The organism is Nocardia sp. CA-129566 (assembly GCF_050956075.1).
Classification (GTDB): Bacteria; Actinomycetota; Actinomycetes; order Mycobacteriales; family Mycobacteriaceae; genus Nocardia.
Genome location: NZ_CP192085.1, coordinates 3456832 through 3470481, shown reverse-complemented (window position 1 = coordinate 3470481; position 13650 = coordinate 3456832). Strand labels below are relative to the sequence as shown.

General features: G+C 66.7%; 12 protein-coding genes. 4 read left to right on the top strand and 8 right to left on the bottom strand.

Translation table 11 applies throughout. The annotated features are described in order from the left end of the window. Positions 1–37: 37 nt before the first annotated feature. Positions 38–1054: a cell division protein ZapE gene (gene zapE, locus ACQP0C_RS14935; RefSeq protein ID WP_433733500.1), complete on the bottom strand. Its 1017-nt coding sequence runs from the start codon at positions 1052–1054 to the stop codon at positions 38–40. Between the two features lie 35 nt (positions 1055–1089). Between zapE and ACQP0C_RS14930 the strand changes: the two genes are divergently transcribed. The 4 genes from ACQP0C_RS14930 to msrB all read left to right on the top strand — a co-directional run bounded on the left by ACQP0C_RS14930 (position 1090) and on the right by msrB (position 5533). After that, positions 1090–1851: a pyrimidine reductase family protein gene (locus ACQP0C_RS14930; protein ID WP_433733499.1), complete on the top strand. Its 762-nt coding sequence runs from the start codon at positions 1090–1092 to the stop codon at positions 1849–1851. A 124-nt stretch (positions 1852–1975) separates the two neighbouring features. Further along, the gene (locus tag ACQP0C_RS14925) at positions 1976–3532 is read left to right on the top strand and encodes an alpha/beta hydrolase (protein ID WP_433733498.1); all 1557 of its coding nucleotides are present in this window, start codon (positions 1976–1978) and stop codon (positions 3530–3532) included. 122 nt (positions 3533–3654) lie between these two features. Beyond that, positions 3655–5034, top strand: a complete 1380-nt coding sequence (locus ACQP0C_RS14920; RefSeq protein ID WP_433733497.1) for a glycosyltransferase family 87 protein — start codon at positions 3655–3657, stop codon at positions 5032–5034. Positions 5035–5089: 55 nt separating this feature from the next. Next, positions 5090–5533: a peptide-methionine (R)-S-oxide reductase MsrB gene (gene msrB, locus ACQP0C_RS14915; RefSeq protein ID WP_433684188.1), complete on the top strand. Its 444-nt coding sequence runs from the start codon at positions 5090–5092 to the stop codon at positions 5531–5533. A 113-nt stretch (positions 5534–5646) separates the two neighbouring features. On the opposite strand, the gene hemQ is transcribed toward msrB, so the two are convergent. The 7 genes from hemQ to ACQP0C_RS14880 all read right to left on the bottom strand — a co-directional run bounded on the left by hemQ (position 5647) and on the right by ACQP0C_RS14880 (position 13580). Continuing rightward, positions 5647–6342 carry a hydrogen peroxide-dependent heme synthase gene (gene hemQ / locus ACQP0C_RS14910; protein WP_433733496.1) on the bottom strand — a complete coding sequence of 232 codons (696 nt, stop codon included), beginning with the start codon at positions 6340–6342 and terminating at the stop codon, positions 5647–5649. A gap of 147 nt (positions 6343–6489) precedes the next feature. Continuing rightward, a complete protein-coding gene (locus ACQP0C_RS14905; protein WP_433733495.1) occupies positions 6490–7728 on the bottom strand; it encodes a globin domain-containing protein in 1239 nt (412 codons plus the stop codon). Further along, on the bottom strand, positions 7725–8195 hold the full coding sequence (locus tag ACQP0C_RS14900; protein WP_433733494.1) for an RrF2 family transcriptional regulator: 471 nt from the start codon (positions 8193–8195) through the stop codon (positions 7725–7727). Before ACQP0C_RS14900 ends, ACQP0C_RS14905 begins: the two co-directional genes overlap by 4 nt. Positions 8196–8541: 346 nt before the next feature. Further along, positions 8542–9903, bottom strand: coding sequence for a protoporphyrinogen oxidase (locus ACQP0C_RS14895; RefSeq protein ID WP_433733493.1), 1362 nt, complete (start codon positions 9901–9903; stop codon positions 8542–8544). A 97-nt stretch (positions 9904–10000) separates the two neighbouring features. Further along, positions 10001–11536, bottom strand: coding sequence for an acyl-CoA synthetase (locus ACQP0C_RS14890; protein WP_433733492.1), 1536 nt, complete (start codon positions 11534–11536; stop codon positions 10001–10003). Between the two features lie 81 nt (positions 11537–11617). Further along, positions 11618–12745, bottom strand: coding sequence for a DUF5938 domain-containing protein (locus tag ACQP0C_RS14885; protein WP_433733491.1), 1128 nt, complete (start codon positions 12743–12745; stop codon positions 11618–11620). A 31-nt stretch (positions 12746–12776) separates the two neighbouring features. Further along, on the bottom strand, positions 12777–13580 hold the full coding sequence (locus ACQP0C_RS14880) for an SDR family NAD(P)-dependent oxidoreductase (RefSeq protein WP_433733490.1): 804 nt from the start codon (positions 13578–13580) through the stop codon (positions 12777–12779). Positions 13581–13650: the final 70 nt, after the last annotated feature.

Here is a 13650-nt window from a genome sequence, read left to right as displayed (position 1 = left end):
TATAGGACTACTCCCCGAACTCCCCCGAGGTCAGCGACTACGCCGCGACCTCGAAGCGCGACAGCGCCAGCAGACGGGAAATCGCGCGCAGGTACTTCTTGCGATACCCGCCGTCGAGCATCTCCTTGGAGAAGATCTCGTCCAGCTTCGCACCGGAAACGGTCACCGGAACGCTCGCGTCGTATAGCCGGTCGGCCAGCACGACGATCCGCAGCGCGACCGCCTGATCGGTCACCGGATGCACGTTCGAGATGTACACCGACGACACCCCGGAGATCAGCGCACCGTACTTGGACGGGTGCAGCGTGCTCAGGTGCTTCAGCAGCGCGTCGAACTCGTCGAGCGTGGAACCCGCTGTGGCAGAGGCCCGTTCGGTGAGCAGCTCGGGTGAGGTGGGTTCGGGCGCGGGCGGCAGATCGCGGTGGCGGTAGTCCGGTCCGTCGACGCGCACCGCCTCGAAGATCGAGCCGAGCTTCTTGATCTCGCGCAGGAAGTCCTGGGCGGCGAAGCGGCCCTCGCCCAGCTGGCCGGGCAGGGTGTTGGAGGTGGCGGCGATCGAGACGCCGCGCGCGGACAGCTCGGTCAGCAGCCGCGAGACCAGCATGGTGTCGCCCGGATCGTCGAGTTCGAATTCGTCGATGCACAGCACGCTGTTCGCCGCGAGCCGGTCGAGGGCATTGTTGAAGCCAAGTGCGCCAACGAGATTGGTGAGTTCACCGAAGGTGCCGAAGGACTTCGGCGCGGGGGCGCTGTGGAAGATGGAGGCGAGCAGGTGGGTCTTGCCGACGCCGAAGCCGCCATCGAGGTAGAGCCCGGCGCCGCTGATCTGTTTCTTCTTCCCGAACAGACTCTTCTTATTGGCCGCCTGGTGGATCTTGGCGACCTGCCCGGCGAAATCCTCGGCCTTGCGGACCGCGGCCGCCTGGCTCGGCTCCTTCGGGTCCGGAATGTAGGAGGCGAAACTGACCTCGTCGAACATGGGCGGTGGCACCATCTGGGCGACCAACTGGTCCGCCGGAACCTCCGGATGGCGATCGACAAGGCGTTCTTGCATGGACGAAGCCTAATGACGTGGTGTGATCTTCTTTCATGCAGCGTATCCACAATGCGATCCAGCTCACAGGCCTGAGCCGCGACGACCTGGCGGACCTGTATGCCTACCCCACCGATCCCCAGGTTCCTTGGGTCCGGGCCAATTTCGTTGCCAGCATCGACGGGTCCGCCACCAGCGGCGATATCTCCGAGGGACTCGGTACCCCCGCCGACAAGACCGTCTTCACGATCTTGCGCGAACTCGCCGATGTGATCGTGGTCGGCGCCGGTACCGCGCGTGCGGAGAACTACGGTGGCGCGCGGACCGATCCGCAACTGCGGCGCGCCCGCTACGACCGCGGTATCGGCGGCCATCGGGACGGCGCACCGCCACCGATCGCAGTGGTCACCGCGAGCGCCGCGCTGCAACCAGGCGCGCGGCTGTTCACCGATACCGCCGTGCCGCCATTGATCATCACGACCAGCACCGCACCAGCGGATCGCAAACAACAACTCGCCGATGCGGGCGCGCGGGTCATCGAAGCGGGCGGCGTCGCGGTCACTCCGCAGGGGCTGCTCGGCGCACTGGCCGACCTCGGACTGCGACGCGTGCTGTGCGAGGGCGGACCGCATCTGTTCGGTGAACTGCTGGAGGCGGATGCGGTCGACGAACTGTGCCTCACCACCGCGCCGCTGCTCGTGGGCGGTACGGCCCGACGAATATCGCTGTCCGCGCACGAGTTCCGCATGCCCATGGTGCGCAGGCACATCCTCCTCGACGACGACGGCACGATGCTGACTCGTTGGACCCGCCGATGATTTCGGTGGCAACCGAACGCACCGACCACGCGACACCTGCTCACGGGCGGTCGCGCCGGGCTGCGCTGCACCCATCTACGCGTGCTTTGTGAAACAACCGCACGAACCTGGCAGGCTGTAGCGCATGCACTGGACTCGGGCCGTCGTGCTGGCCTCGACACTCTCGATCATGATCGCCGGATGCGGTGCGGGCCCTTCCGATCGCCCCGGCGTTGCCGTCGAGCGCGCGCCCCAGGGCGGTGCTGGCCCGCACCCGACCACGGCTATCGCGCCGCCACCGGAGGCCGGTGTCCCCAAAACCGATCTGACCTGGCGCGATTGCACCACGCCGACGCTCGATCTACTCGGTCTCGGTCCCGCGCCGTCCGGTCTGGTACTTGACTGCGCCGAATACACCACACCGATCGACTCGACCGGCGGTGTGCTCGGCAACTTCCGCACCGGCGCCATGCGGGCCCGGCTGCCGCAGACACCGACCGATGTCGCGCCGCTGGTCATCACCTCCGGTGCGGACCGGTCCTCCACCGCAACGCTGGCCGGGCTCGTGGTCGGCGCGGGTAACGGGCTGCTGACCAGTCGCCCGATCGTCGCGGTGGACCGACGTGGTCTCGGCACATCGCAGCCGATCGACTGCATGCCGATCGATGCGCGCCGCGGCCTGGCCGATAATGGACAATTCGGACCCGGCGCAGGCGATCTTGTCGACGCGGTGACCGGATTCAGCCAGGACGCCACCATCGCCTGTCGCGATTTCCTGCAGCCCTATGAGGGCACCTTCGACGCACCGCACGCCGCCGACGACATCGAACAGCTGCGCAGACAGTGGCAGGTCGACCGGATCGACCTGCTCGGCTCCGGCAACGGCGCGAAGGTCGCGCTCAGTTATGCGCGCAAGTTCGGCGACCATCTGGCGCGCCTGGTCCTGGATTCGCCGGAGGCCGTCGGGACCGACGCGGTTACCCGTACCGAACAGCACGTCCAGGGCGCGGAGGCGGCGGTAACGGCATTCGCCCAGCGCTGCACCGGAATCAGCTGCTCACTCGGCCCCGATCCGCGCGCCGCGATCATCGATCTCGTGCGCAAGGCGGGCAGTGGCGGACTCGGTGATATCTCGGCGAACGCGCTGCTGACCGGGCTGTCCGGATTCCTCGCCGGTCCGCGCGACCAAGCCGCGCGGATCGCCGAACTGGCCGACGCGCTCTCGGCGGCCGGGCGCGGCGATCGCGGACCGCTCGGGACGCTGATCCAGCGCGAATCCGCCGCCACCGCGGCCGACGGCCAGTTCGTCAATCGCTGCACCGATAACCAGCTGCCGCCGAGCCCGACCAAGGCCAAGGAACTCACGGACACCTGGGGCGCGAAATATCCGGTGTTCGGCAGGTCGGCCGCGATCGGCATGATGGCCTGTGTCGCCTGGCCGGTCAGTGCCGCGCCGCCGCTGCCGGAGAAGCTGGACCTGCCCGTCCTCATCCTCGGCGGGGTCGCGGATCCGCTGGTCGGTGATGGCGGCCAGGCCTCGGTCACCGGTGCGCTCGGCGCCGCTGGCGCGCGTAAGGCCGCGATCACCTGGCAGGGATGGGGACATCCGGTTTTCGCCCATTCCGGTTGTGCGCAACGGGCACTCGTCGATTACCTGAAGGAGGCCAAGCTCCCCGCCGACGGCACCGCGTGCCCGGCATGAGTGAGCCGGGCACCGGCACGGCCCACTAGGGAAAATGACGAGGCCGAGGGATAGGGGCACGGTCATGATCCCCTAACGTCGGCGCGCCAGGTAGGTCCAGGCAACCGTCACAAACAAATCCGGTGTACCGTGCCCCAGTGTTACTTCGACAGCTCGAGCCTCGCACCGCTCGCACCACCGCCGAGGTGATCAAGTTCGCACTCTGGCCGCTCGCGGTCATGACTGTGCTCAACCGGGTCTTCATCAAGGCCGTCAACGGGTTCATCACCGATGACTTCAAACCGGTCTACAACGCCTCGCTGGCGTTCCTCAATCACCGGCCGGTTTACACCGCGAACTACGATCTGGTGGATCCGCACTATCTGTATCCACCGAGCGGCACCCTGCTGATCGCGCCGCTGGCGCTGATCGACCCGGAGAAATCGCGCTGGTGCTTCATCCTGTTGAACGCCGCCGCCATCATCCTGGCCTGGTATCTGCTGCTCAAGCTGTTCAAGTTCACCCTCTCCTCGATGGCGGCGCCGATCCTGCTGCTGGCCATGTTCAGCTCCGAAACCGTCATCAACACACTGGTTTTCACCAATGTGAACGGGTGCGTGCTGCTGGCCGAGGTGGTCTTCATCATGCTGTTGCTCGCGCGGCGGGATCTGTGGGCCGGTGCGATATTGGGCTTGAGCATCGCGGTGAAACCGACGCTGGCGCCGCTGGTATTGATCGCGGCGGCCCGTGGGCAGTGGAAGGTCTTCTACACCGCCATCGGTGTGCCGCTGGCGCTGACCGCGATCGCTTGGCCGCTGTCGGCCGATCCGGACAAATTCTTCACCAGGACCGCGCGCTACCTGGCCGATCCACGCGACTACTTCAACAGCGCGATCGTCGGCAATGCCGCGTACTACGGGTTGCCGCTGTGGCTGACCTGGGGCATCCGCATTCTGATGGGCGTAATGGTGCTCATCTCGCTGTGGCTGCTGTACCGCTACTACCGCGACGATGAGCTGTTCTTCGTGGCCACCGCCTCCGGCGTGCTGATGACCGCGGAGTTCCTGCTCAACTCGCTCGGGCAGATGTACTACTCGATGATGCTGTTCCCGCTGCTGATGTCGGTGGTGCTGCGCAATTCGGTCATGCGGAACTGGCCCGCGTGGCTGGCGGTATTCGGATTCATGTCCTACGACAAGTGGCTCTCGGACCGCTGGCAGGGGCTGGGGCGCAACCTGGAATACCTGCGGATCACCTTCGGCTGGGGGCTGCTGCTGATCGTCATCGCCTGCGTGCTCGGCGACCGGTACCTGGCGGCGCGGCGCGACGGTCGGCTGCAGTTCGGGATCGATCCGGAGTGGATGCGATCGCCGGAGTCACCGGATGCGGTCGCGGAGGCACCACACCGGGTCGCGACGGAGTCCGCTGCGCACGTGGATGCCGCGGACGACTCGCTCGTGAACGGCCGGGAGGCCGAGGAGTCCGAATTGCGAGGCGAACCGCAGGCGAGCGCGGTGAAGTAGCGAACAGCGGGGTCGAGGGGCGGCATTGCCGTCGGAAACCTATTAGCGTGGAGCAATGAGTTCTGACGCCGACACGTCCCTACCCGCGCCGCGCATCCAGCTGACCCCACAGGAGTGGAAGGCCAAGCTGAATCCGGAGGAGTACGCGGTGCTGCGACAGGCCGCGACCGAACGCCCGTTCACCGGCGAGTACACCGACACCAAGACCGAAGGAGTCTATGTGTGTCGGGCGTGCGGTGCCGAATTGTTCCGCAGCACCGAGAAATTCGATTCGCACTGCGGGTGGCCGTCATTCTTCGATCCGGCGAAATCCGAGGCGGTCATCCTGCGCTCGGATGACACGCTCGGCATGCATCGGGTCGAAGTGCTGTGCGCGAACTGCCACAGCCACCTCGGCCACGTCTTCGAGGGCGAGGGATACAACACGCCCACCGATAAGCGCTATTGCATCAACTCCATCGCCCTGCAGCTGCACCCCTCGGGCAGTGCAGCGGAGTAGAACGGCTGCCGCGCTCAGGGAAAGATACAGACCGACCGGCTTGTTACGCATGCCCCGAAATACTGGGGCATGCGCGACCGCCGCGCTCGCTCCGGCTCGCCGAGGGGGATAGATCAGGGCAGGGCGGCGATGAGCTTGTCGATTTCGACGCGGGGACCGGTGAAGAAGGGGACCTCTTCGCGGACGTGCAGGCGGGCCTCGGTGGCGCGCAGATCGCGCATCAGGTCGACGATGCGGTGCAGTTCCGGAGCCTCGAAGGCGAGGATCCACTCGTAGTCGCCGAGCGCGAACGCACTCACGGTGTTGGCGCGCACATCCGGGTAGCCACGTGCGGCCTTGCCGTGGTCGGCGAGCATCTTGCGGCGCTCGTCGTCGGGCAGCAGGTACCACTCGTAGGAGCGCACGAACGGGTAGACGCAGATGTAGTTGCCCGGATCCTCACCGGCCAGGAATGCCGGAATGTGGCTCTTATTGAATTCGGCGGGCCGGTGCAACGCCACATTGCTCCACACCGGAGCGCTGGCCCGGCCGAGTTCGGTGCTGCGCCGGAAGTCCGCGTACGCCGCCTGCAGATCCTCGACCCGCTCGGCGTGCGACCAGATCATGAAGTCGGCGTCGGCGCGCATCCCCGCGACATCGTAGATGCCGCGCACCACGACCTCACGCTCGGCGAGCTCATCGAAGAATGCCCGCGCCTCCTTGATGGCACCTTCACGGTCGTCCCCCAGTACCCCCGGCTGCACCTGGAACACCGAGAACATCAGGTAGCGAATGGTGGAGTTGAGTGCTTGATAGTCGAGTCGCGCCATGATTCCTATCGTGCCACTGCGGGCGGTCCGGGTGCGCGTGGGCTATCGCCGCCGCGGGTGCTTGCCGATTACGCGCCGTCCGCGGCGCATGAGCATGGTTGGCGCGCGGGCACATCGGGCCCGTGCGCGCCACCATGATCGCCGCCGCTACTGCACCGGGCAGGCGTCCAGTCGCCAGTCGGTCGGGGTGAACTGCTCGATATGGACGCGCTCCTCGGGCACGCCCGCGGCGTGCAGTTGGGTGCGTACCGCGTGCAGGAATTCGGTCCCGCCACAGACGTGGATATCGGCGTCGGCGGGCAGATCTACCTGTGACAGGTCGATCAGGCCCAGGTGCGCGCCCTCGGTTGTCTCCTGATACCAGAATTCGAGCGCGGCGGAGCCGAGCCGAGTGCCGAGTTCGAGCAGGCGCTCTCGCAACGGGTGGGTTTGCGGAGAACGGTCCGCGTGCAGCACGACGGTACGCCGGTCCGGCGTGTTCGCGGCGAGGTGTTCGAGAATTCCGATCATCGGGGTCGCGCCGACGCCCGCGGAGATCAGTACCAGTGGTGTGGTCGCGTCGGTATCGATGACGAGATCGCCGAACGGGAGGGTGACCTGGAGCGCGTCGCCGGGGCGCACGGTGTGGTGCAACCACGATGACACCTCGCCCGCCGGGCAGCCGCCAGTGGCGTCGATCCGCTTCACCGCGAACGACAGCGTGCCGTCTCCTGGGGCGTTGACCAGACTGTACTGACGCAGCTGGCGGGCGCCGTCGGGTACCTGCACGCCGACCGAAATATATTGGCCCGGTACGAAACTCGGCAGTGGCGCGGACGGGTCGGCGGATTCGACGGTGAACACCGCGACGCCGGATGGGTCGTCGGCGCGGGCAACGACGGTCACGTCCCGGAACACATCGCCGGGTTCGACCCCGGCGGCCACGTAGAGCTGCTTCTCCAGGTCGATCAGCGCGTCGGCCATCAGCCAGTAGACCCGGTCCCAGGCCGCGGCCACCGCTTCGGTGACGACATCCGCGCCGAGCACTTCCACGATCGCGGCGAACAGATTGTCGTGCACAACCTGGTACTGCTCGGCGGTGACACCGAGCGAGGCGTGCTTATGGCCGATCCGCGCGAGCATAGCGGCCGGGTGCGGGAGGTCCGGGTCGATGAGATAGGTGGCGAAGGTCGCGATCGAGGCGGCCAGCGCCCGCGGCTGGGAGCCCTGCGCCTGGTTGCCGCGGTTGAACAGGTCGCGGATCAGTTCGGGATGATCGCCGAAGAGAGTGCGATAGAACACCTTCGTGATTTCGTCCACCTGCGCGCTCACCAAAGGCAGTGTGGCGCGGATGATTTCGGCGTGGTGCGCCTCGAGCTCCGGTTCGCTACGGACCGCGGTGTTCATGGCATCTCCTTGTTCGCATATTCGCCCGCCGCTGATGTGGCGAGCAGACGCAGCAATCCGGACGTCGGCCCGCTGACGAGTTCGTCGAGGGTGTACCGATCCAATTCCCGGTAGAACGCCTCCTTGGCATCGGCCAACGCCCGGCGCAACCGGCACCCGCCCACCAGCGGACACGGATGTTCGCCCTCGCAGATGACCACTTCGCGATCGTCTTCGAGTTCCCGAATCAACCACCCGACCGATACCGCTCGACCCGCCTCGGTGATGAACAAGCCACCCGTGCGACCGCGTTGCGCCTGCACCAGACCGAGTTCGATCAGCCGCGAAACCGCCTTCGCCACATGATGTTCGGAGGCATCGACCTGCCTAGCGATCAGCCGAGTCGTCACGCGGTCGTCCGCCTCGTCACTCACCGCCAACCGCATGATGGCCCGCAAGCCGATATCGGTGAACCGTGAGAGCTGCATGACCCCGACGCTACCGACGAGCAACCCCTACCACATCCCCCGGCCACGGTGTCCTTAATTACGCGATACCGTGCGGTTTTTGGTGCAGCGACAATGCCCGATCACCCCGCGTTTCAACTCCCTGAGCGATAGACATCACACGTCTGGCATCCGCCGCGACCGAACCGCCCTCGGCCCGGCTCGCCAAACTCCCCTGGACTCGCGACTTCACCGGCCACTCGGCCGACTCCAACCGACCACGTACGCCGCCGCTGGCCTGCGAGGTGGCACATACTTGTCGGCGGCGTCGCACCACTCGGCCCAGGGGCGGCCGAACGCGGGACGACTGCGCGCGCTACCGCGCGAATCAGGGTGCGGAGGATCGGGTCAGGGTAGCGGCGATGCGGTGGGCGGCGGCGGTGCCGGAGGCGACGCAGGCGGGGACGCCGACGCCGCGGAGGTAGGCGCCCGCGATTGCCAGGCCGTCGAAATCGGCGGCGGCCGATTCGATTTCGGCTACCCGATCGAGGTGGCCGGGGGCGTATTGGGCGAGACCGCCGGGCCAGCGCTGGACCAGAGCGGCGGTCGGTTCGACGGTGGCACCGGTGACCGTGGCGAGGTCTTCGGTGGCGGCGGCGATCAGGTCCGCATCGGACCAGGTTTGGGTGGAGTCATCGCCGAATTTGCCGAATGAGGCCCGGACCGCGGCGGTTTCACGCTCCGCCAGATGCGTCCATTTGCGGCTCGACAGGGTGAATGCCTTGGCGCGCAGGGGTTCTCCGGTGGCGACCAGGATGCCGGAGTTCTGGGGCAGCGCGGTGTCGCGCGGAAGCCCAAGGGCCACCACGACCGATGAGGACAGCTCGATGCCAGCCGCCGCCGATGCGGCGGCAGGGGCGAACGGGCGCAGCAGGTTGGCGGTTACCGGAGCGGGGGTGGCGAGTATCACCGCGTCCACCGAGCCGACCGGTTCGAGCACCCAGCCATGGGACACGCGGGCCAGATGGGTGGCCGAGGTCGCGGTGACGAATTCCGCCCCGGACTTCGCGGCCAACGTGTCCAACAGCACTCGATAGCCGTCGCGCAGACCGCCGAAGACGGGCGCGTTCGAGGGCGGCGGCATGGCAGCGGCGACCGCGTGGGTAAGGCTCGGCGCGCCGTCGTCGAGCGCGGCAGCCAGGGTCGGCAGCGCGGCGCGCACGCCGATGGAACGCGAACTGCCCGCGTAGACACCACCGAGCAGCGGATCGACGCTGCGTTCGGCGACTTGCGCGCCGAACCGATCGGCGACCAGGCGGTAGACGTCGACATCGGCATCCGGATACCAGGCCAGCGGCCGCCGGGATTCCGCCTCGATCCGCTCGAGCGTTTCGGCATCGACCAGTCCGCGCATCGATTCGGCACCCGACGGAATCCCCATCAGGGTGCGTTGCGGCAGCGGATGGGCACGGCCCTGCGACCAGACCAGCGGCCGCAATCCCGCCGGAACCACCAACTGTGTTTCGAGCCCGAGTTCCCGCAGCAGTTCCGGCACCTCCGGGCGCCGCCCGACGAACGCCTCCGCCCCGAGATCCAAAGGCTCCCCGGCCAATTCGCCGGTATAGAGAATCCCGCCGAGCCGCGCGGCCCGATCGATCACAACGATGTCGGCGTCTGCGCCGAGCAGCACCCGCAACCGGTACGCCGCGACAAGCCCGCTGATCCCGCCCCCGACTACCGCGATTCTCATGTCGCGACCGTAGCCCTCCCGTGGATCCGCGCCGATCACGCCCCTCGTCTTCGTGACCGAGTACACGATCGACCCCGGGCCGATACCGTGAGTGCGCTCAGCGCTCGCCACGCAACTGTGCCCGAATCTCGGGTTTGAGCACCTTGCCGATCTTCGAGCGCGGCAGGTCCGGCCAGATCTCCACCTGCTTGGGAGTTTTCACCCCGCCGAGGCGTGCCTTCGTGTGCTCGCGCAGTTCGTCGGGGGTAGCGGTGCGCCCGATGTGCAGTTGGACCACGGCGGTGACCCGCTCGCCCCATTTCTCGTCGGGAAGTCCGATGACCGCGCAGTCCTGGACCGCCGGATGGGTCAGTAGTGCCTGTTCGACCTCGGCGGAGTACACATTGAATCCGCCGCTGATGATCATGTCCTTGGCCCGGTCGACGATGTAGAGGTAATCGTCGGCATCCAGGTACCCGATGTCTCCGGTGTGATGCCAGCCGTAGCGCGACACCTCGGCGGTCGCGTCCGGGTTCTTGTGATACCCCGCCATGACCAGCGGGCCCCGGACGACGATTTCGCCGCGCGCACCGGCGGGGAGCAGGCGGCCCTCGGCGTCCATGATGGCCACGCGGGTGAGCGGGGTGGGTCGTCCAGCCGATGACAGTCGTTCGGTGGCAATCGAGCCGTCGGGGCGGAAGTGATCCTTCGGCGCCAGCGTGGCGACCATCATGGGTGCCTCCGACTGTCCGAACAGCTGGCCCATGACCGGCCCGATCCGCTCCAGTGCCGCGGCCAGCCGAGTCGTCGACATCGGGGCGGCGCCATACCAAAGACACTGCAGGGAGCCGAGATCCGCTGCTGGTAGCGCCGGATGATCCAGCAGCATGTAGATGAGTGTCGGCGGCAGGAAGGTGTGGGTGATCCGGTGCCGCTGGATCAGGGTGAGGAATTCACCGAGATCCGGGGCGGGCATCACGACGATCTCACCGCCCAGGGTCAGGATCGGAAAACACAGCACGCCCGCGGCGTGGGTGAGCGGTGCCAGCGCCAGATAGCGGGGCCGATGTTCGAACGGATAACTCATCAGAGTCAGTGCGGTCATCGTCTCGATATTGTGGCCGGTGAGCCGCACGCCCTTCGGCCGTCCGGTTGTGCCGCCGGTGCCGACCAGCATGGCGAGTTCGTCGATCGGCTCGGCCTCCCACGGATCGGCCGGACAGTCTCGCACCCAGTCGTCGAAATATGCTGCCCCTGCGGCATTTCCGTCCGTGCAGACCAGCGTCTGCAGCATGGGTAGCCGCGGTGCGATGACGGAAACCAATGGCGCGAAGGCAGCTTGGAATATCAGGCAGGTGCAGTCGAAAAGCTCGAGTAGCTCTTGATTCTCCGCGGCCTCGTTGCGGGGATTGATCGGGCACCACACCGCACCGGCGCGGGCGATGCCGAAAACACAGGCAAAGGCCAGCGTGTCGTTCGCTGACAGGATCGCGACCCGCTCGCCGGGCCGGACCCCGGATCGCTCCAGCGCACGAGCGATCTGCCAGGACAACTGCTGTACCTGCGCATAGGTCAGCGTCTGCCCGTTCATGGTCAGGCAGGGTGCGGTGGCGCCGAGCGAGGCACCCTTGTCGAGATAGTCGGTCAAACGCACGGTAATCCTCTACGGAAGCTGTTGCGGGAACGGCCGATTCGGACCACGGGCGGCTCCGGCCACCCATGGTCCGAGGCGCGATCAACGATGCACGGTCAGTACCGGTTCACCGACCAGTCCGAAACCGCGTAGCACGCCGAGCAGTTCTCGATGGCCGAATGCCTGGCACGCCGAAGCGAACCCGGTTCGTTTCGGCGGTGCCTGCAGCAGCGCGTTCGCGGCAAACGCCTGCAGCAGACCGGTCTGCTTGTAGTTGCAATTCCCGTAGATCACGCAGTGGGCACGAGCCAGCGGTCCGGACGCGTGCACGGAATCGAGGGAGGTATTGATGCGCGGATTCTCCCGCGGCGGCATCTCGTCCCGGACCAGGGCCGCCTGTTCGGCGAGGACGCGGTATTTCTCCTGCGCCGGAAGGTCTTTCACCTGTTCGACGACCGCCTGCACGATCTGCGGCACACCCTGCATCAACGGCCGGTTGAACACACCACCGAGCACCTTCACATTGGCCACCCGCGGATCGCGCTTGAACCACACCGGATGCGAGGTGCCGCCCCAGGGCAGTGCGAGCCCGATCTCATGCTGTCCGGGCACTACCACGTCGTAGAGTCCACCGTCAGCGGGCCACTCCACATACTGGTTCTGCTCGAGGTAATAGGCCTTGGACAGCGCGGCATTGACCAAAATCGTCTTCGTGGACGCGACGGTCGGGAAGCCCTTCCAGAAGACCTGGATATCGAGTGTGTCCAGGCCCGGGGTTTCCAGGCAGATATTCGCGGCGATCTCCCCCGTGGTGTACATCTGCGCGACTCCGGGCGCGAGCAGCAGGCCCCGCGCGGCCATCTCGGCGCCGTATTGCTCATCGCAGTCGATCAGCCAATCCTGTTCACCGGTGGTGTCGAGATAGTGGGTCCCCGCGGCCACACAGGCCCGCACCACCTCATGTCCGTACTGCGAGAACGGGCCGACGGTATTGCAGACAACGGCGGCGCCGCCGAACAGCTCGGTCAGTGGCCCGACCTCGTGTGCGACTTCGACGACCTCGTGCTCCACGGTGTCGATGCCGGGAATCTTCTCGATTGCCTCTTGCAGCCGAGACTTGTCCCGGCCCGCGGCGACGAACGGAATATTGAACTCGCGCAGGTATTCACACACCAGTCGGCCGGTGTATCCGGATGCGCCGTAGACGACGACGGGCTTATCGGTACTCATCAGATCTCGAACCTTTCGCTGTATCGGAAACTCACATGCCCATGCCGCCGTCGACCGGCAGACCCGCGCCGGTAATGAACCGAGCGGCGTCGGAGGCGAGGAAGACCACCGCGTCGGCCATATCGGCGACCTCACCGAGCCGCCCCTGCGGGGTCTGCTCGACCACCGCGCCGACCGCGGCTTCCGCGCTGGGGAACAATCCGATCCGAGCGACATCGTCGGCGAGTTGGGCACCCATCTCGGTCGGGACGAGTCCGGGGTAGACACAGTTCACGCGCACGCCGTAGCCGAGCTTGCCGGACTCCATCGCCGCGACCCGGGTCAGCCGATCCACCGCGGACTTGGTCGCCGAGTAGACCGAAATACCTGGAAAGGCGATCGTCGCGGCGACCGAAGCAATGTTCACGATCGCACCACCCCGACCCGCCGCACCGCCTGGTCGCATCGCGCGCAACGCGTGTTTGATACCCAGTGCCGTGCCGAGCACATTCACCTCGAGCATCCGGCGCACCTGTTCCGGATCGAGATCGACAACGAGGCTGGTGATTTCGACTCCGGCGTTGTTCACCACGATGTCCAGGCCACCCAGTGCGGCGACAGTGTCGGTGACCGCCTGCGCCCAACGCGCGTCATCGGTGACGTCGAGCGGCACGAACTCGGCCGTCGCACCGGAGGCCCGCAACGCTTCCACGGTGTCCTTGCCGAGATCCTCGCGCACGTCGCCGATCGCGACCGCCGCCCCGGCACGGGCCAGTGCCTCGGCCATTCCGGCACCGAGTCCTCGCGCGCCGCCAGTTACCAGGGCCGTGCGCCCGGTCAGGTTGTACCCACTCATCGGGCATCTCCTCCTCGAGATGGTCCATTCGGCTTTCGGTCTCATCCGGCACTCCAGTCCGATGCGACGT

Bases quoted from the DNA above. Each gene is read 5' to 3' on its own strand.
- zapE (WP_433733500.1), bottom strand. From the start codon at position 1,054: ATGCAAGAACGCCTTGTCGATCGCCATCCGGAGGTTCCGGCGGACCAG.
- ACQP0C_RS14930 (WP_433733499.1), top strand. From the start codon at position 1,090: ATGCAGCGTATCCACAATGCGATCCAGCTCACAGGCCTGAGCCGCGAC.
- ACQP0C_RS14925 (WP_433733498.1), top strand. From the start codon at position 1,976: ATGCACTGGACTCGGGCCGTCGTGCTGGCCTCGACACTCTCGATCATG.
- msrB (WP_433684188.1), top strand. From the start codon at position 5,090: ATGAGTTCTGACGCCGACACGTCCCTACCCGCGCCGCGCATCCAGCTG.
- hemQ (WP_433733496.1), bottom strand. From the start codon at position 6,342: ATGGCGCGACTCGACTATCAAGCACTCAACTCCACCATTCGCTACCTG.
- ACQP0C_RS14905 (WP_433733495.1), bottom strand. From the start codon at position 7,728: ATGAACACCGCGGTCCGTAGCGAACCGGAGCTCGAGGCGCACCACGCC.
- ACQP0C_RS14900 (WP_433733494.1), bottom strand. From the start codon at position 8,195: ATGCAGCTCTCACGGTTCACCGATATCGGCTTGCGGGCCATCATGCGG.
- ACQP0C_RS14895 (WP_433733493.1), bottom strand. From the start codon at position 9,903: ATGAGAATCGCGGTAGTCGGGGGCGGGATCAGCGGGCTTGTCGCGGCG.
- ACQP0C_RS14885 (WP_433733491.1), bottom strand. From the start codon at position 12,745: ATGAGTACCGATAAGCCCGTCGTCGTCTACGGCGCATCCGGATACACC.
- ACQP0C_RS14880 (WP_433733490.1), bottom strand. From the start codon at position 13,580: ATGAGTGGGTACAACCTGACCGGGCGCACGGCCCTGGTAACTGGCGGC.